Here is a 24073-nt window from a genome sequence, read left to right as displayed (position 1 = left end):
CCTGTATCAGGTGTACCGCTGAATGTGCCTGTATCGGAGTCAAATTTTAACCAAGAAGGTAAGTCAGTGCCATCTGCTAATGTGGCAGAGTAGGTTAAATCATCTCCATCAACGTCACTAAAGTTATTGGTGATATCTAAGGTGAAGGAATCCTCTGCTTCAACGGTTTGGTCAGTGATGGGAGAGACTAAATTGGGGTCATTATTGACTACAGGTGCGGGAGTTATATCTAAGTCAAACCCATCGGTTTGTGTACCTCCTTGCCCATCCGATGCTGTGACTAAGATACTCAGTTGAGTTTCATCACCTGTATCGGGTGTACCGCTAAATGTGCCTGTATCGGAGTCAAATTTTAACCAAGAAGGTAAGTCAGTGCCATCAGCTAATGTGGCAGAGTAGGTTAAATCATCTCCATCCGCATCACTAAAGTTATTGGTGATATCTAAACTGAAGGAGTCTTCGGCTTCAACATTTTGGTCAGCGATGGGAGAGACTAAATTGGGGTCATTGTTGACTACAGGTGCGGGAGTTATATCTAAGTCAAACCCATCGGTTTGTGTACCCCCTTGCCCATCTGATGCTGTGACTAAGATACTCAGTTGAGTTTCATTACCTGTGTTTGGTGTGCCACTAAATGTGCCTGTATCGGAGTCAAACTTTAACCAGGAAGGAAGGGTACTTCCATCTTCTAAAGTGGCGCTGTAGGTTAAATTATCGCCATCAGCATCACTAAAGTTATTGGTGATATCTAAACTGAAGGAGTCTTCTGCCTCAACGGTTTGGTCAGTGATGGGAGAGACTAAGGTAGGGTCATTATTCGTCACATCACCGCCACCTGTTGAACCTGAATCTTCAAAGAAAGCCCCGGCTGTTACCTCGGTATTCCCCACAGTATGCGTCGGAACCGGACCCCCGTTATCCTGCAATGGACTCAATTGGGCATCGATTATTCTAATCGTGGCAGTCGCATTATAATCGTTCCAGTTATTGGTGGCTTTCGGCGGATATTGGACATTCCCACCTTTGTCAGTTAATTCCTTACTCGTGTGTTGCTGAATACCCCAATCGTTTGTGCCATTATCGGCTGTATTTTCGTAAAAAATGGTATTCTGAACGCTGACATCGGCATTCTTGCTAGCCGATACTCCACCACCAACCCAGCTTGCATTATTGTAAGCAATAGTCGAATCGATAATTTCGGTGGGACTGTACAATGTCATTCCACCACCGACACTTCTTGATGTATCGCCTGTGGTTTGATTACCCGAAAACGTGCTGTTAATTATTTTCGTTGGTGCATCATACGTCCATAAACCACCGCCTTGATTGGCGGCTGTATTATTGGCGAAGGTTGTGTCGCGAACAACTAATCCTTTGTTGAGTCCATTGCTGAGTTGGACAACAGCACCTCCATTTCCTTTATTTCCGCCGTTAGGTAGGGACAAAATTTCGTTATTTTCAAAGAAGCTGCCTTCAATAATTACATTGTCCTGAGTCCCCGTGTAGAGATAAGCAGCACCGCCTTCACCTCGACCTTTATTTCCTTCAAAAACACTATCGATAATCTGAATTGTGCCAGAGGTTTCATCACTTCCATTACTGGCGCGGTCAGTGTAAACGGCACCACCGTACCCTCTTAAGAATGGATTGTTGTTTCCTGTATCGTAAAATGCGGCGGTGGTGTCGTTGTTGAGGAACGTGGAGTTCTCAATGGTTAACTTGCCTTGGAGACTATTAATTGCGCCACCATTAATTCCTTGGTTGTTGGTAAATTCACTATTGGTGACAGTGATTTCGCCGGGACTAACAAAAGCAATCGCACCCGCACCGCGTTCATCATTTCCGGCAACGGCTTTATTGTTATCAAAGGTGCTGGCGTTAACAATTAAGTCGGTTTCCCAGGCGCTGTAGATTGCGCCGCCACCATTATCCGCGACGTTGTTCTTAAACTGAACATTATCGACCGTTAATGCGCCTTGGTGGGTGATTTCAATTGCGCCGCCGCGTTCATTGGTATAGCCGTTGATCAAGTCAAGGTTTCTTAAGGTCAGGCTGGCGTTGAAATCTTGATTCGAGTTGACATAAAAAATGCGGGATTGATTGTTCCCGCTAAGGGTTAAACCGGGAGCGTCCGCCCCATCAATGGTTATATTTTTCCCAGGGCTAATTTCCAGTTGACCTGTGGTCAGGGTAATGGTGTCTCCGGCGATACTGGAACTGAATTTAATCGTGTCTCCTGATTGGGCTAAAGTCAGTGCTTCTCTTAAAGAACCAGCGCCATTGTCTTGTGTGTTGGTAACAATTAGCTGTTGTGGCATTATTCAATCTCCGAGACTATTTTGCGAAATTACAGTGTTTTGCTTTTCGTTTTCAGCGGGTTGATCAGGGGAGAGAGTCGTGTAGCGATAGTGTATTTCTTATTCTTTTCCAACCAAATGAGATAAACAAGTTTCGCTCCTGTTTCTATGGTAACGCATAGAAATTACACCCTCTATATCTATAAATAGAACAATAATTGGAAAATGACAGGTGGGATTGAGGGCAATTTACTAAAACTTCATAAAGACTTTTTATTTCTATTATGAAGGCTTTATAAAGCTAAAGTAGAATAAAGCTTATCAGCGCTGCTTACAGCCTATTTGATGGTTGATGAAGTACAGTCTATCCCAGCAAGATCCCCGACTTCTTGGAGAAGTCGGGGATCTGAGACAGTCAAGGGAAGGGGTGGATAAGCGGCTCTATTTGTCTCGAAAAGTGCGATATTTATCCGAGAATAAGAACAAAGATGGTAACTTAGCAGATTATCTGTCCGCAGACAAGGTATGACATTAGCGAATATACGAATTATCTTAGTCGAACCCGCAGGTGCTTTAAACGTAGGATCAGTGGCCCGGGTGATGAAAAATATGGGGTTGCACCAGTTATGGTTAGTCAATCCCCATTGTAATCCGAGGGCATCAGAAGCGCGGCAGATGGCGGTTCATGGTGTCGATGTTTTAGAATCAGCCCAACAGGTAGCAACGTTACCGGAAGCGTTACAAGGATGTCAACGCGCGATCGCAACCACTGCCCGTACTCGTCATTTGCCGACGACTCTGGAACCGCCACGCTTGGCATTACCCTGGTTATTGGAGAATAACATTACCTCTGCCCTGATTTTTGGACCCGAAGATCGGGGGTTGAGTAATGATGAACTCAACTATGCCCAGCGATTTGTCTGTATCCCCGCCAATCCAGAGTATCCCTCGTTAAATTTAGCTCAGGCTGTAGCCGTTTGCTGTTATGAACTGTTTCAACTCGCTTCCCCATCTTCCCCATCTCCCCCATCTTCCCCATCTCCCCTACCTTCCTCATCTCCCTCATCTCCCCCACCTTCCTCATCTCCCCCACCTTCCTCATCTTCCACAGCTTCCTTAGATGCAATCGAGGCTTACTTCCAACACTTAGAAGCCGTACTATTAAAGATTGGCTACCTACATCCCCATACTGCGACATCCCGCATGGAAAAGTTCAGACGCTTGTATTACCGAGCCATGCTTACCCCAGAAGAAGTCGCCATGCTAAGAGGGATTCTCCGTCAGACAGAATGGGCGGTACAATTTATGCCGAGGTCAAAACCGGATGATTCAGAATCCTAGCGGCTGTCTGAGACTATAGACTTTCCGCCGATAAATTGGCAAAATAGCCAGGTTCACATCGTCAGGAAATCATTGATGGCGGCTTGAAGAGTAAGGATTTAGACGTTAGTTGTGTTTGGAGGTATTTTCAGTGGCAATGTCTAGGGGCAATCCGTATCAACCCGATCGCAACGAGTCCAAACCACGAGGAATCTATCGTTCTCGTCGGCTTTCTCGTCAACGTCGCCCTCGACAACCCTTGCCCTTAGAAGAGGATCTTCATCCTCCCTCCTCTTCCCCCTCACCACGCCGTCTGCGTGCGGTTCAATCTAATTCTGCAAATCCCAGTCGCCCCAAACCCATACCCCTAAACCCTACCACTCGGCGTTCCAGTGAACCCTCGATTTACCCCAATCTGAAGCTACCCAAACTGCGGACGATTAACGGGATACCCATCAGAGAAACACCTCTGGGAAATCGTCAGATGCGTCGCCCTCCGGCTGCAACACCCCTATCCCACCCCTTGAATTCACGTCGAGACAATCGCCCCCGTAGGCAAACGCGGCGTTCAAGTGTCTCAACTCAATCCGAGGCGAAACCGAAGCGTCAATCGCCTCGTTCTCAATCCACTCAGATGGGAAAATCCCGGCGCAGTCGGCGTTCCAAAAAACGCTCGGCGGGTATATGGATTCACATTATCCGCCTACTGATTCTCGGCGTTGGCATTGGCGCGATCGCAGGCACTCTATTATCAGTATTAGATCCCACTAGCAAAATGTCGATGCGATCCAGTGAGGCGGCGCAGGAAAACCCTCAAGAAAGCCCAACGAATCAAAGCATTACCCCAGTACTCCCATTGCGCCAAGAAATCACCCCTCTCAAAGCCCAAGTCCAAACCTTAGTCGCCAAAAATCCGAAATTGCAACCTGGTGTTTTTGTCGTGGATTTGGATACAGGTGCCTACTTAGACTGGGAAAGTCACTCCATTTTTCCCGCCGCCAGCACGATTAAAGTCCCGATTCTGGTGGCATTTTTTCAAGATGTCGATGCGGGCAAAATTCGCTTAGATGAACCCCTAACCATGGAACCGGAAATGATCGCCAAAGGTTCAGGGGACATGCAATATCAAAAACCTGGAACACAGTACAGTGCCTTGGAAGTGGCAACCAAGATGATTACGATTAGTGATAATACTGCCACGAATATGATTATTCATCGCCTCGGCGGTATCCAAGCCGTTAATCAACGGTTCCTATCCTGGGGATTAACGGCAACGGCAATCAATAACCCCTTACCGGATTTAGAAGGAACGAATACCACCAATGCCAGAGATATGGCAAACTTGCTGTATAAGGTGAATCAAGGGGGATTATTGAGTCTGCGATCGCGCGATCGGTTGTTGGATATTATGCAGCGTACCGTGAATAATTCTCTGATTCCTCAAGGATTAGGTACAGGGGCGACGGTTGCCCATAAAACTGGGGATATTGGTTCAGTATTGGGAGATGTAGGTATTGTGGATATGCCTACAGGGAAACGCTATCTCATCGTCACCTTGATAAAACGTCCCCACAATGATGCGAGTGCCTCGGAGTTAATTCACAACCTTTCCCGCACAGTTTATGACTATTTCAATAAACCAACGGCGACACCGAGTCTGAACTCCATGCCCATTAGCACACCTGCCATGATGGTGAGTGGATTGCTGATTGGTTTGCAAGGGACGATTTTGTAATTTGTTTTATGTCTTATGTCATTCGTTCAAGGAAGAGAATTTATGGTTCAAGTTGACGTTGAGTGATATGCAATACACAACTATTGATTTATTTGCTGGTGCTGGAGGCTTAACTACAGGGTTTCACTTAGCAGGCTTTCGGACGATATGCGCTATCGATCATAACCCAACAGCTTTAGCAACGTTTAAGTACAACTATCCACAAACCAAGTTTATTCTGGTAAAAGATATTCGCACAGTCAACATAAGAGAGCTGCGATTAGCGCTTCAATTAGACCGAGAAGAGTTAACCGCTATAATTGGGGGATATCCATGTCAAGGATTCTCTCGGAACATTCCGGCTGGATACCGATACCTAGAAGATGAGCGAAACCAGCTCTACAAAACTTTTTTAGAATTCGTGAAAGAATTCAGACCGTTGTATGTTGTAATGGAAAATGTCCCCGAAATCCTCAAAGCCTATAATGGCACAATTAGAGAAGAGATAACCCGACAATTAGAGCGAATGGGTTATGGGGCAACCTCCAAATCATTAAAGGCAGCAAACTATGGCGTTCCCCAAACTAGAGCCAGAGCTTTCTTTGTTGGTTGTTTGAATGGTATAACTCCTAAACTACCGGAACCTACTCATCAAGGAGATATTAAATCACTCACCTCTAATAAAAAGACGATTCAGTTGAGTATTTTACCAGCGATTGCCTTGCCAATGGTGACTGTCAAAGATGCTATTGGAGATTTGCCCGTACTAGACGCTGGACAGGACTATACCGCACAAACCTATATTTGCGAACCAAAAACTGACTATCAAGCGTTACTGCGTCGTGGTAGTAGTAAGCTGGTTAATCACATTGCTCGTAAATTGAGTCCTATACAAATGTCCAGAGCTAAAGTCTTAACAGAAGGGCAAGATGCCAGAGATTTACCGCCAGCACTAGCTCCGAAGAAGCATTACAGTGGCGCTTATGGCAGGCTTTACTGGGATAAACCCGCTAGAACGATTACGCGATGGGTTTTTCATCCGGGTTCGGGCAGATTTTTTCATCCCACCCAAAATCGAACTATTACGATTCGTGAAGCAGCACGGTTACATTCTTATCCCGATAAATTTCACTTTCTGGGTTCATATACTCAGATGGCTGATCAAATTGGAGAATCAGTACCTCCCTTATTGGCGAAAGCCATCGCTGATTCTATTCTCCAGAAAAATCCTCATCATCATCTTACCTTGAATTAAGCTTTTGCTGAAGAGTTGACAAGATGGCATTCACATACTCGTCAGGTGTAAGACGGTTTCGCTCAATTGTGATCCGAATGGGTTGCTCTGGAATCGTTTGAACTTTGAAGAGTTGTTTTTGGTTTTTGTACCAGATTAGTGTTAGCTTATCATTAACTGTTCCCTGGAGTCCTTTACCTGCTTTTCCCGTACTTCTATTTATAGACCAGTTCCAGGAAAAAAGAAATCATTTAAAAACGTGCTATTAAGGCTTCTGGGTATCTTTAGCTACCAAATTTGGAAGAAAATGGCACGATTCGCTAGATTTAGCTAAAAGAAGCTTACCTGTGATCAGTTCGTTTGACTTCTACCCAGAGAAAAACATAATATCTACCTTAAGGTAGAGGGTAAAGTAGGAAAAATCCTAAAGCGTTGGTTTAAGTAATTGGGGAACAGGGAACAGCAAAGACTTTAAAATTCAACATTCAATCCTATTTCTACCTTAAGTTGAATTGCCTGTTTCGCTGAATTCAGTTAACAATGCCAGTGAGGGACGCCTAAGGGGAACAAATTATTATGGATATCAGTACAGTTTGGGAAGACTTAGCTTGGCAACAAGGGGGTAAGATTGTCTATTTAATTCTAGATGGGGTGGGCGGATTGTCTGATCCAGACAAAGGTGGGACAGAATTGCAAGTTGCCCAGACGCCGAATTTAGATCAATTAGCAAAAGAATCCAGTTGTGGTCTATTGGAAATTGTGGGCCCGGGAATTACACCCGGTAGTGGTCCAGGTCATTTGTCTTTATTTGGTTATGATCCCCTGAAGTATAATGTGGGTCGCGGTGTTTTATCGGCTTTGGGAATCGAGTTTGATCTTAAGGAAAATGATATCGCGGCGCGGGTTAATTTTGCCACGATTGATAAACAGGGTAATGTTTCCGATAGACGGGCGGGTCGAATTGCGACGGATGTGAATCGCCGTCTCTGTGAAAAGATTCGGGACAAGGTTAGCTTGGATTTTGAAGGGGACTATTTCTTTGAAACCGTCAGCGAACATCGGGCGGTATTTGTGTTGCGAGGTCAGGGATTAGGGGGAAATTTACCGGATACTGATCCGCAAACCACAGGGGTTCCTGCTAAAGATCCGACAGCTGAATCAGAGGACTCGAAGAAAACCGCCGAATTGGTGCGATCGTTTATTGATCAGGTACAGCAGGTTTTAGCCGATGAAGACCAAGCTACTGGGATTTTAATGCGTGGGTTTGAACGCTATCAACCCTTGCCAGCCATCCGCGATCGCTTTAAACTTGATGGGGTTTGTGTGGCGGATTATCCCATGTATCGCGGCGTGAGTCGCTTAATCGGGATGGATGTTGTGCCGCGTCCCGGTGGCATGAAACCACGGTTTCAAGCGCTGCAAGATGTTTATGGGGAGAAATACAACTTCTATTTCCTCCATGTTAAACATTCCGATAGTAAGGGAGAAGATAGTAACTTCGAGGGTAAGGTAAAAGTCATTGAAGAAGTGGATCAGCTTTTACCGTTGGTTACTGGACTCAATCCTGATGTGTTAGTCGTGAGTGCAGATCATTCCACCCCGGCGGTAATGGGACAACACAGTTGGCATCCTGTCCCCGTGATTATCCATGGTAAATATGCCAAAGTGGATGATGTCGCGACATTTGATGAATATGCTTGTGGGCGGGGGATGTTAGGATTGCGTCCTGGAGTGCAGTTGATCGGGTTAGCTTTAGCACATGCGGGACGATTACGCAAGTATGGGGCGTAATTCATCAACATTAATCGGACAGGTAGGGGCGCACTGACGTGCGCCCTCCCCATAGCTACCCCCGCTATAATTTAGTCCGCGCAGGCGGACGCAAGGCAAGTGTAGCTGCGATTTCAATCGCCTCCTCATACTTTGAACGCAACTTGGTATCAGCTTTAGCGTAAAATCGAAACATAAGTACATAATTAGAACTAAAACGCAACAGGGGCATCTGTCAACGATGGAAAGTAAAAGCACTCAAAGTCAGCCAGATATGAAAAAACCTGAAATGCAAATGAGACGGATTACCAGTTATCAGGCACTGTGGAGACCCCTGGATAATAAAGGTCACTTTTGGTTTACCTATTTTGATGGCGATAGAGAACGCACGGAAGATTTAGATGTAGACAATTTCCGAATCATGCTCGATATCTTAGATACAGAGAAGCCGATTTTTGGCGATCACTCCACATCTGCTGTTGCCGTACATTGGCCCGACAATGATATCCAGACTGGAGCATGGGCATAATTGGAACAGAGATAGGCAAGATGGGAGAGGTGAAAAAATGGAGAGTGTTGTGTAGGGGCGGGTTTTACAACTATCGTTTTTGACCTCTCCCAGATGCCACCAAACCCGCCCCGATTAAGTGCAAGCAAAAGAGATATCCTTTATCGCCCTCATTCCCTCATTTATCTTGGAATCCTGGAGCCATCTGCCATCTGCCTTGGGCAGTACCAACGTGTAAGCATTCAACCGGACATGATATGAAGCAGGTGGGATGAAACGAATTACCAGCTATCAGGCATTGTGGAAATCTCTGGAAAACAAAGGTCACTTTTGGTTTACTTATGCTGATGGTGAACAAGAACGCACCGCTGATTTAGATGCCAAGAACTTCCAGATGATTCTGGAAATGCTGGGAACCCAGAAGCCAATTTTCGCCGATCGCACCACCTCGACTGTGGCATTACATGGGGTAGTTTCCCAGAAACGCAAGTGAGGTTCCCCTTGGAGATTCGCACTGAGGAGGGGAGCAGAGGGAGCTGGGGAAGCGATGTAGAGACGTAGCATGCTACGTCTGGGAGTTGAGGGAGTCAACAAAGGACGAATGACTAAGACATAAGACGAGCCTTACCCCTGCTGACTGATGGGATGTGATCTAACACAATTGTTAAGAAGTTTCACCAATGGTGCCTTTCCCCTGAATAATGATATAAGGAGAATTTTTTGGGAGAGGTTATTATGGCTTACGTATGCGAGATAGGCACGGGCCACAGAGTTTACCTCGATAATCAAGGAACACAGACAGTTGTCACCACTCTCAGTGGTAGTCCAGGACAGCAGCAACAAGCTAGTAACGGGTTTCAAACCGGAAACTGGACATCACCGCCGGAGGTATTCCGCACGCCTAACGGTGTGGTGTTAAAGATTTCTACAGCGCAAGGAGATCATTTTATCCAAGTGCAAGGAAGCAGCATGAGCGTAACCAGTGGAACTCCGTCTGTTAGTAGTTCCCAACAAATGCAAGTGCAGCAAGTCGATAGCACCCCCGCTTCATCCATGCCTTCAATGGAACCGATGAAGCCCATGGAACCAATGAAACCCATGGAACCGATGAAGCCGATGAATATGGGAGACATGCAAATGAATATGAATCCCATGGAAATGCGGATGGGCAATATGGAAATGCGGATGGGATCGGGATCACCCGCGTCATCGTCGTCTCCCGCTCAAAGCAGCAAACAGTTCTGCCCACAATGCGGCTCATCCCTGACGCCTAGCGATCGCTTTTGTTCCAGTTGCGGAAATCAGCTGAATTAACTCTGATTAGAGAAACCGGAACAGGCTACACCATCGATCGATTGTCAAGTCATCGTGGTGTAGCACACCTAATTCGGTAAATTAGATTCGGTTTGTAGTAAGGAAACCTTAGCCCTAGTGGTTTGTCAACCTTAAATTGACAGGTTAAAACTGATGCGGGGATGGGGGAAGCGGAGATAAAAGTAACCCGTCAAACTAGCTTTGACAGTCTAGTAGATTCCGTTGGGTTTCCTTGCTTCTCGATGAAAGCGAGTAAGACAAATGGCGAATGACAAATGACGAATGACAAATGACAAATGACGAATGACGAATGACGAATGACGAATGACAAAAGGATGACCAATGCCCATTAAAGTTAGCCTAAATCATCAACTTGCTTATCACTTCGAGCGCCCCGTTATTCTAGGTCCTCACACCCTAGGATTACATCCATCCCCTCACTGTCGCACATCCATTCAAAGTTATTCTCTAACCATCCAGCCTCAAGAGCATAGTTTAACCTGGCAAAATGATCCCTACGGGAACCACCTCGCCCGCTTGAATTTCCCCAAGCCTACCGATACTCTCGCGATTGAAGTCGATATTATTGCCCAACTGCAACCGATTAATCCCTTCAATTTTTTGGTTGAACAGTATGCTGAACGCTATCCCTTTAACTATGATCCCCACCTCCAAAAAGAACTGAGTCCCTTCCTAGATATCAGCGAATCAGGAAAACTTTTATCTGATTGGGTAGAAGAAAATCGAAAAAATGACATCTACATTACCGGTTTTTTAGGGGCAATTAATCAACAGCTTGCCCAAGATATCACCCATACTATCCGCTTAGAAACTGGGATTCAATCCTGCGAAGAAACCCTGACCAAAAAAGTCGGTTCTTGTCGCGATACCGCCTGGTTACTGGTGCAAATATTGCGACATTATGGTTTAGCGGCGCGATTTGTTTCCGGCTATCTGATTCAACTCAAAGCAGACAATCCCCCTGTTGATGGACCCCCAGGCATCGAAGCCGATTGTGCCGATTTTCACGCTTGGGCAGAAGTCTATCTTCCCGGCGCTGGTTGGATTGGTTTAGATCCCACATCCGGGTACTTAGCGGCGGAAGGACATATTCCTCTCGTCTGTACTCCCAACCCAGAAGCCGCTTCTCCGGTTAGGGGAACCAGTGAACCCTGTCAGTCTCAGTTAGAGTTTGCGGTGAAGGTGTCGCGTCATGAGAACATCGCCAGCCCCAGTAAACCCTATACAGAAGCCCAATGGCAACAGATTGATAGTTTAGGTAAAGCGGTAGACGAAACGCTACACCGTGCAGGTGTGGGCTTAACCATGGGAGGTGAACCCACTTATGTCTCCACTGACGATTTTGAATCTCCCCAATGGCAAATTGCCGCCCTTGGGGATGAGAAACGCAAAATTGCCGGACAGTTACTCAAACGCTTAGAAGCCCGGTTTTCTAAGGGAGGAGGATTACTGCATTATGGGTTAGGGAAATGGTATCCCGGTGAGATTTTACCCCGATGGGCATTAGGATGCTACTGGCGCAGTGATGGTACTCCAATTTGGCGAAATCGAGAGTGGTATGCAGAGGAAGGGAAGGATTATGGACATACAGCAAAACAGGGAGAGATATTTATTCAGGCGTTAGCGAAGCATCTAGGTGTTAATCCTGCTTGTATTATTCCCACCTATGAATATGACGGAGACATTGGTGGGTATGTTTTACCAATATTACCGGTATTAAAAGATGAGCAATTGTATTGGAGTACCTGTCATTGGCGATTTCCTGATGAGAGGTTGAATTTGTTAGTCGGTGACTCTCCCGCCGGATTCCGTTTACCCCTGAATTCCATCGATTGGTCTGAGGAATTGGTACAGGAAGGAATTGTCCCCTTAGAGGCTAATCCAGCCCTACCTAGTCCTGAATTTATTGATTCGCCTGATAATACGATTCGGATTGGCTTAGGTGTAGAAGCTAGGCAAGGAATTTTGCATATCTTTCTCCCTCCTTTAACCTCAGCACGAAGTTTCTTAGATTTAATCACTGCGATTGAAGAAACAGCGGCAAAGGTAAAAACCCCGGTGTTAATTGAAGGGTACACACCTCCCGGTAATGGGGGAATTGAAGGGTTTCAAATTACCCCTGATCCGGGTGTGATTGAGGCGAATATTCATCCAGCCGGAAATTGGCAAGAATTGGTTGAAATTACCACAACCCTGCACGAAGAGGCACGGCGTTGTCGTTTGGGAACTGAAAAATATACCCTAGATGGACGGCGGGTGAGTACAGGGGGCGGCGCTCATATTACAATTGGCGGCAAAACGCCCTTAGAGAGTCCCTTATTACGGCGTCCGGATTTACTCAGGAGTTTGATTAGTTATTGGCAAAATCATCCCAGTTTATCCTATTTGTTTGCAGGGTTATTTGTCGGACCCACCAGTCAATCGCCCCGTGTGGATGAGGCGCGACATGAGAGTTTGTATGAGTTAGAGATTGCCTTTCAAACGTTACAACCGGGGGAAAAGGTAGCACCGGAATTAGTAGACCGACTGTTACGAAATCTCTTAGTTGATGTAACGGGGAATACTCACCGCAGCGCTTTCTGTATTGATAAGCTGTATCCGGTAGAAAATTACCGCAATCAGTTGGGATTATTAGAATTTCGGGCATTTGCCATGCCCCCTAATATGAGAATGAGTTTACTACAAATGCTGCTGATTCGGGCGCTGGTGGCATGGTTTTGGGAGCATCCCTATACCCAGAATTTAATTCGTTGGGGTACGATGTTGCACGATCGCTTTCTGTTACCGTACTACATCGGTGAGGATTTGCGGCAGGTAATCAGGGAGTTGCAGGAGGCGGGGTATCCGTTTCAATGGGAGTGGTTTGAGCCATTTTTTGAGTTCCGGTTCCCCCAGTATGGCGAGATTAGCCGAGAGGGAATAGAGTTAGAATTACGACACGCGATCGAACCCTGGCACGTTTTAGGGGAAGAAACGGGTACTGGTGGAACCGCTCGTTATGTGGATTCTTCCATGGAACGGATACAGGTAAGATTACGGGGGGCGATGGGACATTCGCCCAATCGAGATAATTTTTCCTCCCGTTATCAGGTGACTTGTAATGGGTATCCGATACCGTTAAAGTCTACAGGAATACCGGGAGACTATGTGGGTGGGGTACGCTTCCGCGCCAGGGAATATGCAGCGTTATTGCATCCTTCGATTAATTCTCATTCCCCGTTAGTATTTGATATTGTAGATACCTGGACACAACGGTCAATTGGGGGCTGTCGCTATTATGTTAATCATCCCAATGGCATCGTTTATGATACGTTTCCCGTTAATCACCGAGAAGCGGAGTCACGGATGTTGGAACGATTTATTCCTCAGGATCATACACCGGGGATAATTTCGATTCCACCATTATCATTGAGTCCGGAATATCCGTTGACATTAGATTTGCGACGGGTGAATTTGTTTCACAAAGAAACATAATTTGATAAAATCTTGTTTGTCGTAGGTGAGAGAAGTTATTGTGATAAGAGGACTAAAGTCCTCACTACAAACATACCACTTGATTATCGTTCTTATGACGATGGTTGTTCATTGGTTTTGAGTTGTTGCTCAACCAGATCAAGTGCATCTTTGGCTGTTAGATTCTGTTCTAGGATAGCCAGAATACCGGGGAGATATTGATCCATTGTCATGACATTGGTGTAGACAAGATTTTGCACCAGGGTAGGAGTGAGCCTATCTCCCTCAACATCTATGCTGGTTTTATAGCGAATTTCACCGTCGTCGAAATCGAGTTCAAAATTGCCGAGAATCATGCCATAGTTAGCGCGGGTGATAAATTCAGCAATGGTTGAGCGTTTATCTTCGGGAACCACTTCAGGATAAAGGGAGTAAAATACACATTGATCTTCTGCTTCTCTCGCCTTAGCAAGGCAGTGCCATTGACCGTTTTCACCCTGGAAGTTCATGTATAGGATAGGTTCGTCTTCGTCTTCAACGAGGGGCCACTCGTCAGCTTCAAAGAAGTTGAGCATGGCTTTGTAAATGATTGGGTTCCCTGTACCGTCGGGATCAAGTTCCTCGCGAGCCGTTTTTGCCCAGTCTTGAAAGGTGGCTTCGATAGCATCAATAAATTCGCCAGTGGCGTCTTGAGTGATGGCTTCAAATTCAGTATCGGCTAGTTGTTCAAGGGATTTGGTGATTTCCTCCAGAGTTTCAGTCGAGGTGTCTTCGCTGAGTTCGTTCAAGTCGGGCAGGTTTTCCTTCGCCCAATTTTCCAGGTAGTTGCGAAGGGTTTGTTGGAGTTCTTCTTCGGAAGGAGGATTTTGCATAGGAATTAATAGCGTAGCGATTGAGCCGGAAAAGCCAGATTTTGTCTCTTTTTGGGATGGTTTTTAGGATTCGCTAGGTTAATTCCCATACCCTTAACGTCGCGTCTTTAGACCATGTCACCACGGTTTTAGCATTGACCATCTTTGCCCCTACAATCTCTCCTTCATGTTCTGTTAATGTCTGCACACATTCACCAGAATCCAAATCCCAAAGGCTCATGGTTGTATGCCCCCAACTCAAAAAACGTGATGTTGAAAGTATAATACCTCCGTTCACTTCTGCGTCGAATTGGGTAACGCTTTCACCTGTCACCTTATCCCAAAGATGACAACGACCATCTAGCGATTGGGACAAGAGAAAGTTGGTAGATACGCGCCAGACATGTAATACAAGATTATTGTGCTGTGCAAACACACATTTAGACTGTGTCGTTGAGGTATCCCAAATGCGTACTGTCCCATCACTGGACCACGAGACAATGTCGCCGTTATCAAGGGCGAAGGCATTACGGATATCATTTTCATGTCCTCTGAGTGTCGCCTCTACTATTCCATCTTGTGTCCAAATCTTAAGGGTGCGATCGTTCGACCAGGTCAGAATGCGATCGTCAGGCAACAGATATGCACCATTGATGCTATCACCATGTTCTATAGCAGCATATAAGTATTGCCCAGTCTGCAAATCGCAGAACTCTAACGACATCTCAGACCAGGTGACAACCACACCACGGTCTTGAAGTAACAAAAATGGCAGGGTCAGCATTTGGTAATATTCGCGAAAGCAAGCACCTTTGAAAATCGAAACGGCTTGACCTGTCGAAATGTTCCATAAAATAAGGTTGGCTTCCAAATCCCAGGAAACAACATGGTGGGGACACCAATATACAGTCCCCATAAAACTCAAATCCGGTCTCATTATCGTTCGCACAAGTGTACCTGCTTTAGAGTCCCAAACACAAAGGCTGCCGTCGTAAGCTGTAGACGTAATCAAACCCTCTGGTAGGCTTAATGCATGAGTCACTTGCGCCTCGTGTCCCCTCAGAACGTGAGTTTGGGACGCACAGTCAAGAGACCATATCCTTAGTGTCGTATCATCCGACCAGCTTAAAATAGTGTCTGAGTCTAAGCTTGTGACGCCGCTAACAACCTCTTCATGGCCCCGCAGTACGTCTCTATGGTGTAATTTGCCTATGTTCATCTGCCGCTTATGAGTAGTTTTACCTTGGCTATCTGACTTTTCCTCTTAACAATCGCTTGAGGTTGGCCAAGAATGCCGCCCGTCTCACAGAATCTTTCTGGAGTATACCGATGGGAGCTGAGGTAGCATATTTCGAGTGTCCCATTTCAGACTCTAATCTCAAGATCAGGCTGTCGATGCGCTTGTTTGTGATATCCTTGCGGGCTGTAGGAGTTGTGTCCTGGAATTGTTGATCCATACCACGCGAAGCTGCTGTAGACCCTCTCGGTGCTGTAGTTCCCGCCGCTCGTTGATTAAGTGATTGGGCGGCAAGGAATTCACCGTCTTTGTCACCGGCAACCCGACCTTCGCACTGTTCACATTGCCGCTGATACTTTCCTTTGGTCGGTAGCGGGGCGCTGTCGCCTGTACTCTCAGCAATGCCCCGCATATGCTTGTAGAGCCCACTGACCTCGGATGTTGAGTCCAATAACCCGAGTGAGGTTAAGGCATCATCAATCGCGTCCTTGGCGTGGGCGGCAGTTACCACATTATGTGGGGTCGTCACACTGGGTTGTGCTTCACAAGAGGCACAGTCAGTATTTCCTGAAAGACGCTGAACTTCGAGAAACGCTGGTCTCCCAGTATGTTTGTGCATTTTGAACAGGAATTTATGAGAAACACCACCAACTACTGTGTCATTAACTACCTGTAGAGTGGGAACAATCTTCTGATCGGGATTACTTCGATTGCTATTGACCCGCCCAACAATAGCATCCACAAGCCTGTCAATTTCATCAATAACTTTGTATGTTTTCTTGAGTCCAGTGCTACGTTTAATTGCCTGGGCAAGATCATTGAAGTTGTTGTCGCGATCATCTAATGTAATGATTGTCTCTAACTCTTCAACATTGGGCGAGATGGTCATCTTAGTCCTGATCTGTTGATCATTCTTGACCCTCTCGTATGCTTCGAGATTTACCGAAAACTTAATGCCTTTGATCCGCTTGTCAATCTTTTGCTGTCCCTGCTGTTCCAGTCGTTTGGCAAGGCGAATTTTGCGATCATAAGCAGATCGTAGGTCGCTATCGCCCCCCTTGTCAGATTGATTGAGCGTAGCCGCCGTATCCTGAAGAATTTGTCTGTGGAGCGATGAGTTGTTAATACCAGCATAGTATTTCTTCCCACTAACATTTTTTGCGACCCACCCTTTGCCAGCCGTGGCTTTGGCACGCTTGCCTTGCTTAGTTGCGATACTCTCGATCATCCACATTGAACCGCGTGTCAACAAGGTTGTTTTTATACTGACACCAGACTTTCTCGCCGGAACTTGAGAAAGTTGTGACTTGACCACAGACTCGGGTTGAACCTGTTTTCGCGTCAATTTCTGTGTCTTCTTCCATCCTTGTTGAGCCACTTTTTGTGCAATAGGACGCAGCGCCTTGTCTTCGTCTTGGTCTTTCTTTTTGTCCTTATTTCCTTTTTTGCCTTTCTTGCTCTTATTTTTCTTGCCTTTCTTGCCCTTAAACCGCTTCATCAAACTCTTCGCCAAGCCCTTCAGCTTACCCGCCACCTTCCGCGCAGCCTTAGCAATCTTGACAATGATGAAATTAGTAATAAAGTCCAGCAACACGATCGCGGCTGAAGCCAACAATGCCCCAAACTGAGGACCCGCCGCCCCTGTCTTGATCGCCTTCAAGAACTCGATGAAGCGTCCAAAGGCTTGAATAATCTGACTAACTGTACCCCAAGCTGCCTGTAATCCCTGGATAATCGCTAATACTGCCCCAGCCGCAGGCACAATCATTGAGACGAGGCGCTCCAGCAAAACCCCAATAATAATCGTGGGTAACGCTTGCTTAACCGCCGTCCAAGCCATCTTGCCCACTTCTGCCATGGCGATACCGCCTTGGGTCAAGATCTTCCAAACGGCTGCACCTAAACCCAGAACGGCTTCTAACTTTTGATTGAACCAGGTTTGTACCTGTTCTTTGAAGGCACTCCAGAGGTGATTGCGGATACCATCAGATACCGCCGCCCCTAAGTTACCAATCCATTGTCCGGGATTAGCGGCAATATCCTTCGCCAACACCGCAAAAGCACCCAAGGCTTTGGCAATCCCTTCACCAAACTTAATCGCTCCCATGACAACGCCTTCGTAGACGCTGACAACAGCTAACATCCCTTTCTCAAGTAAACCTAGGGCGGCATCTAGGGCACCACCTAAAACATCCAAGGCTTTCTGAATTCCCTGATTCAGGTTTTCGGCTAGCTGATTAACCGTATCTTCTGCCTGCTGAACTTTTTTGGCGATCGCGCTACGCCATTTGTCTCGTAATCCGGGCCATTTTGCCAGAAGAGTATCGCCTAAAGCAATCAACGCATCTCCCACTCGACGGATAACTGCCACAATCGCTTGGCGTGCCTTTTCAATCGCGGCGGCGGCTAGCTTTTTAGCAGCTTCAATCGCTTTTCGCATCGCTGCACGAGCCGCTTCAAAGGCTTTCTGAATCGCCTTCTTAATGCCGTCAAAGAAGGCTTTTGCCTTACTCGCTAACCAGCCAAATAACCCACCTGACTCTTCTTCCCCTTTCTGCTTCTCCTCAGCCGCCTTTGCTTCACCCTTCTGACGCTCGGCTTCTGCCTCTGTTTCGCCCTTTTCGATTTCCTTGACAGCTTCGGCATCCCCTTCTGCCTGTTTCGTCTCAACCTCTTGCAATCCTTCACTCACCAGTGTGTCGCCCTCTTGGCGCGACTGGCTGACTAAATCATTCTGTTCTTTGCTCCATTGACCTTGTAACTCAGCCACTTCGCCCTTTGCCTTTGTCCGCTCTTGGGCTTGTTGGGTGATATTATCTTGTTTGAGTTGTTCAACCTCTTGCTTGGCAGTGGCTTGTTCTTCTGCCACCTTAGTGGCATGATCTTGTTTCTTAGCGGCTAAATCACTTTGAGCTTGAGCAGCAGCCGCTTGAATTTCGCCCCCTTTCTCTTGTTGAGCGAAGATAGACGCGGCATCTCCCATGCCATCTCCCCCGGCTCCAGTTGCCAGGGCAGCCCCAGCAGCAGCACCTGCGGCTCCCCCACCCGCGCCTCCAGTAATCTGCGCTTTCAGGGTCTTTTGCGGTATCGTTGGTTGAACGTTCTCTACGCCCGTGGGTTTAGCCAGTTCTTGCTGCCCTTTGGCTTGGGCTTCTGTTAAGCTGGTTTCCAATTCAGCCTGTTGTTCCTGGGCTTTTTGCGGATCAGCATTGCCCTCCAGCGCCAGTTTCGGCGGAGGTCCAGCGGACACCTGATTCGCTCCTGGATCACTGACTGGCAATCGCGTCACTGATGCCTTCATGTTGCTGATATCAGCATCTGACAGTTTGCCTTCTTCATTCCCCTGCACAGTTGGCGCTGGTGTAGAGACTTGGGGCGGGGCTTTTTCTGGGGGTAAGGGTTTGGGTTCGGGGACGGGTTTTTCTTGACCCTCGGCTTTTTTGGCAACGGGTTCAGGTTTGTCGCCGCCTGAATCTGCTTTCACTACCGCCGATTTCCCGGTTCCTGGTAAGGTATCGGCGCTAGGCGGATTGGCGGCGAGTTCAGATTTTTGTTTGCCAACATCATTAGAAACGGCTGCGGTGACACCCCCTAACGCGGATACCAATTGAGCAGGGGGCAAGCCACTCACCGCACCGAGGGCAGCCGCCGGAGCAGCTTGAGAAACATCTGGGGGTGCTGGGGGAGTTGGGGATTGTGCGATCGCACCACCGCCTCCACCGCCTCCAGCCGGGAGACTGCCTGTAGCGGGTTCTTCTGCTAGCGCTGCGAGAGCCACGTCTTTTTCGGCGGATGAGAGCTGGTTGGTTTCAGTCTCTGTTTCTGGAGCCACTTGAGCCAATCGTTTCTCCATGGCATTGGCTTCAGCCTCTTCATCAACCGTTGCGGCTTCAACGTCACCACCGCCAGCACTGGCTCCCCCTGCGACTCCTGCGCCACCACCACCTCCGGCTGCGGCAGGACTACTGATGGCGGCTGCGGGGGCGGCAACACTCTTTGTCTTCGTCTCAGGAGATTGGACTGAACCTGCATCAGGTTGGACGATTGATTCCGGAGCCGCCTCTTGTCCCGATTTTTCTGGATTTGCCCCAGACTGTGGAGTTGGGGTATCAGCCTGTGTTGAGGTTGCCGAGGTTGGGCTTTCGGTTGCGACGTTCGTTGGTGTCGTGCGATCGCTCTCAGCATTACCTTCCGTTGAGGGTGGGGTTCCCGTCTCCATTGATTTGCCCACCGCTTCTAGTTGTGGCTTGTCTAAGGATTGCTCAGAAACGGCTTGATCTGCATCAGCTTCCTTTTCCTGCTCTTCTCGCTCAGAAACCTCTTCAGATTCTCCAGTTTCTGCTTGCTGAATCAAATTAGATGTAACATAATGTGAAGGAATTTTTACTCAAGAAGCAGTTAAGCATTTATCACGTCAAAAGGTAATCAGCGAATGAAAAAATTAGAAAAATATCGCTCGTTAGTTTGCCAGCTATTAAATAATCATACTCCTGAAGATGCAAACCAGTCAGATTCAGAAATAGAGTGTCAACTCATTTTTGATACAGAACATGACCCCTATCAGTTTCTAGATATCGGTGGGGATGGACTAAAAAGAGTCTACAACTGTTTCATTCATATAGATATTAAAAATAGCAAAATTTGGATTCAGCGAAATATGACGGAAGCTGATTTGGCACAAGATTTAGTAGAAATGGGTATACCCAAAGAGGATATTATTCTCGGTTTACATCCCAGTTATAAACGTCCTTATACAGGCTACGGAGTCGCAAGCGTGCGATCGCCTTCCTGATCCCTGAGTTTGTCAAATGCTGTCTGTGATTGGCAGAACAGACGATAGCTGAGGTGATTATCGTCTAATTTTAGCCTGAAGTTTCCTGTGCGATCGCGCTTTCCGCCTACCCTCCCCAAAGCCTGTGCAGCTATGCGATCGCGTCAGGGAATCACACCCAGGATTCAATCCACCATAATCTGTCGCCTCAACAGACTCATCATTTCTCCCGAAGCACCATAAGGAATCGGTGGACTCCATTCCCTTACTTCCGCAAACCGTAAGCGATGCAGCGTTTTGATAATGCTGTTGATCCCTTTACGGGAACCAATCACCATCACCTTGATCAATTCTTTCTGAGAAACCGGATCAGTAGAAGCCTGAATAGAAACCTCAGCAGAGGGTAATTGATTGTCATTAGGTACAAAGTACGCTTGCATTTGAGTTCACCTGATTGAATTTAATGTGGTCTAATAAGACTACATTCAGCCTAGCAAACTGTGGTCGCATAAGACAACATTTACTTGCTTACCGTCCTCTGACACGATTAGAGGCATGGGAAAAGCGGGACAAGCTCTCAGGCAAACATTAGACACATACGGCATTAGTCAAAACAAACTAGCCGTAACTTTGGGAGTTGATCGTTCGATGATTTTCAAGTGGTATCACGAGAAAAGAGATCCCACGGCTGAAACCGTGGTGCAGATTGCACAGGCACTCAAAAGCATTAATCCGAGTGCAGCAGCAGAATTTATCCGGTTGTATGTGGGTGAGTTCCTTGAGACTGAGGAGGATAGTTGAAGGGAAGTGACTCCTGCACTCCTACACTCCTACCATCAGCGATTCCCTTTGGAGCTAGGATAGAAACGTTAGATGTTGTTTTGAGAACTGCGCCAGAAAGAGTTTGAGAATTTGTGGAACCAATCATGGCGGCTAAAGACCTATTCCATAATTCTGTAAAACAAGCACTCCTCAAAGAGGATTGGGTGATCACAGCAGATCCCCTAAAACTCAAAATTGAGGGAGTTAAGTTGGAAGTTGATTTAGCAGCAGAGAAAATCATTGCCGCTCAAAAAGCAGAATGTAAAATAGCCGTTGAAATAAAAAGTTTTCTCAATACTTCGGTGATTACAGATTTTCATGCCGCATTAGGTCAATTCTTAAACTATCGCTTGGCATTACAAATGACCGAATCAGAGAGAATACTTTATCTGGCTGTTCCTATTGATACATTTGGAACATTTTTTCAAGAGGTTTTTGTTAAAGAAGCAGTTAAGCTTTATCAAGTAAAATTAATTGTTTACGATCCTGTTGAAGAGGTAATCAGCGAATGGAAAAACTAGAAAAATATCGCTCATTAGTTCGCCAGCTATTAAATGATCATACCCCTGAAGATGCAAACCAGTCAGATTCAGAAATAGAGTGTCAACTCATTTTTGATACAGAACATGACCACTATCAGCTTCTAGATATCGGTTGGGATGGACTAAAAAGAGTCTACAACTGTTTCATTCATATAGATATTAAAGATGGCAAAATTTGGATTCAGCGAAATATGACAGAAGCTGATTTGGCACAAGATTTAGTAGAAATGGGTATACCCAAAGAGGATATTATTCTCGGTTTACATCCTAGTTATAAACGTCCTTACACAGGCTACGGAGTCGCAAGCGTGCGATCGCCTTCCTGATCCCTGAGTTTGTCAAACGCTTTCTGTGATTGGCATAACAGACGATAGCTGAGGTGATTATCGTCTGATTTTAACCTGAATCTATATCAGGGCACGATGGTATCGTACCCCTACCCCATCTCAGGGATAATTGATTGGGTAGGGGTACGGCATTGCCGTACCCTATGATAGTTAGCGATAACCTCTCAATTTAATCAATAATAAACCTTCTGCCTTCTGCTATATCGCGCCAGGGAATCACACCCAGGATTCAATCCACCATAATCTGTCGCCTCAACAGACTCATCATTTCTCCCGAAGCACCATAGGGAATTGGTGGACTCCATTCCCTTACCTCAGCAAACCGTAAGCGATGCAGCGTTTTGATAATGCTGTTGATCCCTTTACGGGAACCAATCACCATCACCTTGATCAATTCTTTCTGAGAAACCGGATCAGTAGAAGCCTGAATAGAAACCTCAGCAGAGGGCAATTGATTGTCATTCGGCACAAAGTACGCTTGCATTTGAGTTCACCTGATTTTGAGTTGCGACCTGATGACTATATTTATGTAGTCATTCTCATCATACACGATGGCTATATAAATGTAGTCATTTACTTGCTCGTGAGGCTCTGACACGATTAAGAGTATGGGAAGAGTCGGCAAAGCCCTTAAGCAGGTACTAAAGAATTACGACATCAGTCAGAACAAACTGGCGGTAGCGCTGGGAGTAAGACGTTCTGTGGTTTACCGTTGGTATCACGAACTTACAGATCCCACAGCCGAAACGGTTGCGGACATTGCACAGGCACTTCATAGCATTAATCCGAGTGCAGCAGCAGAATTGATCCGGTTGTATTTGGGTGAGTTCCTTGAGAGTGATCAGGAAGATTGACGGGAAGTTATGTCCAGATTGTAGAGACGTTGCATGCAACGTCTCTACAAGGTTTTGGCTTTGGAGCTACGATAGAAACGTTATACGTTGTTATGAAGCGGACTATTATGCTCAGTTTTAAGAAAAAAATTGTCACTGATGAAGCGATGCGTCCTGTTGCGGTGTTGATTGATTATCAGGACTGGCAGAAAATTGAGCAACTATTAGAGGCTTACCAATTACAACAAAAACAAGACTTGAATTTAAACCAGTATGCAGGTGTGATTCAATTAACTCAAGACCCTTTGGAGTATCAGCAGCAAATGAGGGATGAGTGGCATTGACGCAGAATTTAATTGTATTGGATACGAATGTAGTTTTGTACTTCTTAGGCGGGCGTTTAACTAACCCATTACCATCAGGACAGTATTTTGATTTCCTGGGCTGTTTGTAAAACACTTTGATACTCAGCGTCTACTTCACGACGATGGGTTTCAATGTAGGATAAGTTCCCTCTTGGACTAACTGATGTCCTTTCCGTACCTCGTAGTGCTATATAGCATCAATTTCGATGACTGGACTGGTGTTCTATAGTGATTTTCAGTATGATGCGATATATAGGTAAAGATGCAAGCCTTCATCCGTGTCAACTTAAGCCAAAACCCCCTCACCCCCAGCCCCTCTCCCACCAGGGGAGAGGGGAGCAAGAAAGTCTGGTTCCCCTTCTCCCTTGATGGGAGAAGGGGTTAGGGGATGAGGGTGAAATGCTTGCCAGTCGTGCTTTTGACCTTAAGTTGATACCAATGGCCAGCCTGGCGCCCCTACATTCGGGGATTTTGTCTTTATCGGAACTTACGGTAAATTTCATCTGGAAGATACTTGAGCATGATTAATTTTCTGGCTCTTTCAGACTAACTATGATAAATTACTAGCCAAAATACCAATTAAGCAGAACCCTTCTTCTAAAATTATCAAAATTATTTAACCCATAACCTCTTCTTTTAATTAGCTTAATTTTTTGATTAATTCCCTCCACTGT

Annotated in this window: 21 protein-coding genes; 14 read left to right on the top strand and 7 right to left on the bottom strand. The window is 46.3% G+C overall.

The annotated features are described in order from the left end of the window. Positions 1 to 2318 (bottom strand): putative Ig domain-containing protein (locus RIB93_RS14215; RefSeq protein ID WP_446373406.1); only part of this gene is annotated, 2318 nt, incomplete at its 3' end. Positions 2319 to 2822: 504 nt separating this feature from the next. Here RIB93_RS14215 and RIB93_RS14210 point away from each other — a divergent pair. The 8 genes from RIB93_RS14210 to RIB93_RS14175 all read left to right on the top strand — a co-directional run bounded on the left by RIB93_RS14210 (position 2823) and on the right by RIB93_RS14175 (position 13652). Then, a complete protein-coding gene (locus RIB93_RS14210; RefSeq protein WP_446373405.1) occupies positions 2823 to 3638 on the top strand; it encodes an RNA methyltransferase in 816 nt (271 codons plus the stop codon). A gap of 136 nt (positions 3639 to 3774) precedes the next feature. Then, entirely contained in the window at positions 3775 to 5352 is a 1578-nt protein-coding gene (locus RIB93_RS14205) for a serine hydrolase (RefSeq protein ID WP_446373409.1), read from the top strand. A gap of 67 nt (positions 5353 to 5419) precedes the next feature. Next, positions 5420 to 6586, top strand: a complete 1167-nt coding sequence (locus tag RIB93_RS14200; RefSeq protein ID WP_446373404.1) for a DNA cytosine methyltransferase — start codon at positions 5420 to 5422, stop codon at positions 6584 to 6586. A gap of 555 nt (positions 6587 to 7141) precedes the next feature. After that, a complete protein-coding gene (locus RIB93_RS14195; RefSeq protein ID WP_446373403.1) occupies positions 7142 to 8356 on the top strand; it encodes a 2,3-bisphosphoglycerate-independent phosphoglycerate mutase in 1215 nt (404 codons plus the stop codon). A 220-nt stretch (positions 8357 to 8576) separates the two neighbouring features. After that, on the top strand, positions 8577 to 8864 hold the full coding sequence (locus RIB93_RS14190; protein WP_446373402.1) for a hypothetical protein: 288 nt from the start codon (positions 8577 to 8579) through the stop codon (positions 8862 to 8864). Between the two features lie 250 nt (positions 8865 to 9114). Continuing rightward, positions 9115 to 9336 carry a hypothetical protein gene (locus tag RIB93_RS14185; RefSeq protein WP_006099246.1) on the top strand — a complete coding sequence of 74 codons (222 nt, stop codon included), beginning with the start codon at positions 9115 to 9117 and terminating at the stop codon, positions 9334 to 9336. Between the two features lie 242 nt (positions 9337 to 9578). Next, complete coding sequence (locus tag RIB93_RS14180; RefSeq protein ID WP_446373401.1) at positions 9579 to 10157, top strand: zinc ribbon domain-containing protein; 579 nt, start codon at positions 9579 to 9581, stop codon at positions 10155 to 10157. Between the two features lie 342 nt (positions 10158 to 10499). Beyond that, entirely contained in the window at positions 10500 to 13652 is a 3153-nt protein-coding gene (locus RIB93_RS14175; RefSeq protein ID WP_446373400.1) for a transglutaminase family protein, read from the top strand. 92 nt (positions 13653 to 13744) lie between these two features. On the opposite strand, the gene RIB93_RS14170 is transcribed toward RIB93_RS14175, so the two are convergent. From RIB93_RS14170 to RIB93_RS14160, 3 genes are all read right to left on the bottom strand, one after another. Continuing rightward, positions 13745 to 14503 carry a YbjN domain-containing protein gene (locus RIB93_RS14170; protein ID WP_446373399.1) on the bottom strand — a complete coding sequence of 253 codons (759 nt, stop codon included), beginning with the start codon at positions 14501 to 14503 and terminating at the stop codon, positions 13745 to 13747. A 73-nt stretch (positions 14504 to 14576) separates the two neighbouring features. After that, positions 14577 to 15701 carry a WD40 repeat domain-containing protein gene (locus RIB93_RS14165; protein ID WP_446373398.1) on the bottom strand — a complete coding sequence of 375 codons (1125 nt, stop codon included), beginning with the start codon at positions 15699 to 15701 and terminating at the stop codon, positions 14577 to 14579. A gap of 28 nt (positions 15702 to 15729) precedes the next feature. Then, entirely contained in the window at positions 15730 to 20073 is a 4344-nt protein-coding gene (locus RIB93_RS14160; RefSeq protein ID WP_446373397.1) for a hypothetical protein, read from the bottom strand. 78 nt (positions 20074 to 20151) lie between these two features. On the opposite strand from RIB93_RS14160, the gene RIB93_RS14155 reads away from it, so the two are divergent. Then, a complete protein-coding gene (locus RIB93_RS14155) occupies positions 20152 to 20511 on the top strand; it encodes an element excision factor XisI family protein (RefSeq protein ID WP_446373396.1) in 360 nt (119 codons plus the stop codon). A 164-nt stretch (positions 20512 to 20675) separates the two neighbouring features. On the opposite strand, the gene RIB93_RS14150 is transcribed toward RIB93_RS14155, so the two are convergent. Further along, complete coding sequence (locus RIB93_RS14150) at positions 20676 to 20930, bottom strand: hypothetical protein (RefSeq protein ID WP_446373393.1); 255 nt, start codon at positions 20928 to 20930, stop codon at positions 20676 to 20678. A gap of 115 nt (positions 20931 to 21045) precedes the next feature. Between RIB93_RS14150 and RIB93_RS14145 the strand changes: the two genes are divergently transcribed. From RIB93_RS14145 to RIB93_RS14135, 3 genes are all read left to right on the top strand, one after another. Continuing rightward, entirely contained in the window at positions 21046 to 21291 is a 246-nt protein-coding gene (locus RIB93_RS14145) for a helix-turn-helix domain-containing protein (RefSeq protein ID WP_006099534.1), read from the top strand. 125 nt (positions 21292 to 21416) lie between these two features. Continuing rightward, entirely contained in the window at positions 21417 to 21833 is a 417-nt protein-coding gene (locus tag RIB93_RS14140) for a XisH family protein (RefSeq protein WP_446373395.1), read from the top strand. After that, entirely contained in the window at positions 21821 to 22180 is a 360-nt protein-coding gene (locus RIB93_RS14135; protein WP_446373394.1) for an element excision factor XisI family protein, read from the top strand. The genes RIB93_RS14140 and RIB93_RS14135 overlap by 13 nt, the downstream gene beginning before the upstream one ends. Before the next feature lie 250 nt (positions 22181 to 22430). Here RIB93_RS14135 and RIB93_RS14130 read toward each other — a convergent pair whose 3' ends face one another. Next, entirely contained in the window at positions 22431 to 22685 is a 255-nt protein-coding gene (locus tag RIB93_RS14130; RefSeq protein ID WP_446373393.1) for a hypothetical protein, read from the bottom strand. Between the two features lie 124 nt (positions 22686 to 22809). Here RIB93_RS14130 and RIB93_RS14125 point away from each other — a divergent pair, with 124 nt between their 5' ends. Continuing rightward, on the top strand, positions 22810 to 23055 hold the full coding sequence (locus RIB93_RS14125; RefSeq protein ID WP_446373392.1) for a helix-turn-helix domain-containing protein: 246 nt from the start codon (positions 22810 to 22812) through the stop codon (positions 23053 to 23055). A gap of 107 nt (positions 23056 to 23162) precedes the next feature. Further along, positions 23163 to 23378, top strand: a complete 216-nt coding sequence (locus RIB93_RS14120; RefSeq protein WP_446373408.1) for a hypothetical protein — start codon at positions 23163 to 23165, stop codon at positions 23376 to 23378. Between the two features lie 584 nt (positions 23379 to 23962). On the opposite strand, the gene RIB93_RS14115 is transcribed toward RIB93_RS14120, so the two are convergent. Next, on the bottom strand, positions 23963 to 24073 hold a 111-nt coding region (locus RIB93_RS14115), incomplete at its 5' end, for a transposase (protein ID WP_446373407.1).

Origin of the sequence: Coleofasciculus sp. D1-CHI-01 (assembly GCF_040218875.1) — a bacterium.
In the GTDB taxonomy this organism is placed as follows: domain Bacteria; phylum Cyanobacteriota; class Cyanobacteriia; order Cyanobacteriales; family Coleofasciculaceae; genus Coleofasciculus.
Note: the sequence above shows the minus strand (reverse complement) of the source record. Positions and strands in the feature narration are given on the sequence as shown.

Bases quoted from the DNA above. Each gene is read 5' to 3' on its own strand.
- RIB93_RS14210 (WP_446373405.1), top strand. From the start codon at position 2,823: ATGACATTAGCGAATATACGAATTATCTTAGTCGAACCCGCAGGTGCT.
- RIB93_RS14205 (WP_446373409.1), top strand. From the start codon at position 3,775: ATGTCTAGGGGCAATCCGTATCAACCCGATCGCAACGAGTCCAAACCA.
- RIB93_RS14200 (WP_446373404.1), top strand. From the start codon at position 5,420: ATGCAATACACAACTATTGATTTATTTGCTGGTGCTGGAGGCTTAACT.
- RIB93_RS14195 (WP_446373403.1), top strand. From the start codon at position 7,142: ATGGATATCAGTACAGTTTGGGAAGACTTAGCTTGGCAACAAGGGGGT.
- RIB93_RS14190 (WP_446373402.1), top strand. From the start codon at position 8,577: ATGGAAAGTAAAAGCACTCAAAGTCAGCCAGATATGAAAAAACCTGAA.
- RIB93_RS14185 (WP_006099246.1), top strand. From the start codon at position 9,115: ATGAAACGAATTACCAGCTATCAGGCATTGTGGAAATCTCTGGAAAAC.
- RIB93_RS14180 (WP_446373401.1), top strand. From the start codon at position 9,579: ATGGCTTACGTATGCGAGATAGGCACGGGCCACAGAGTTTACCTCGAT.
- RIB93_RS14175 (WP_446373400.1), top strand. From the start codon at position 10,500: ATGCCCATTAAAGTTAGCCTAAATCATCAACTTGCTTATCACTTCGAG.
- RIB93_RS14170 (WP_446373399.1), bottom strand. From the start codon at position 14,503: ATGCAAAATCCTCCTTCCGAAGAAGAACTCCAACAAACCCTTCGCAAC.
- RIB93_RS14165 (WP_446373398.1), bottom strand. From the start codon at position 15,701: ATGAACATAGGCAAATTACACCATAGAGACGTACTGCGGGGCCATGAA.
- RIB93_RS14155 (WP_446373396.1), top strand. From the start codon at position 20,152: ATGAAAAAATTAGAAAAATATCGCTCGTTAGTTTGCCAGCTATTAAAT.
- RIB93_RS14150 (WP_446373393.1), bottom strand. From the start codon at position 20,930: ATGCAAGCGTACTTTGTACCTAATGACAATCAATTACCCTCTGCTGAG.
- RIB93_RS14145 (WP_006099534.1), top strand. From the start codon at position 21,046: ATGGGAAAAGCGGGACAAGCTCTCAGGCAAACATTAGACACATACGGC.
- RIB93_RS14140 (WP_446373395.1), top strand. From the start codon at position 21,417: ATGGCGGCTAAAGACCTATTCCATAATTCTGTAAAACAAGCACTCCTC.
- RIB93_RS14135 (WP_446373394.1), top strand. From the start codon at position 21,821: ATGGAAAAACTAGAAAAATATCGCTCATTAGTTCGCCAGCTATTAAAT.
- RIB93_RS14130 (WP_446373393.1), bottom strand. From the start codon at position 22,685: ATGCAAGCGTACTTTGTGCCGAATGACAATCAATTGCCCTCTGCTGAG.
- RIB93_RS14125 (WP_446373392.1), top strand. From the start codon at position 22,810: ATGGGAAGAGTCGGCAAAGCCCTTAAGCAGGTACTAAAGAATTACGAC.
- RIB93_RS14120 (WP_446373408.1), top strand. From the start codon at position 23,163: ATGCTCAGTTTTAAGAAAAAAATTGTCACTGATGAAGCGATGCGTCCT.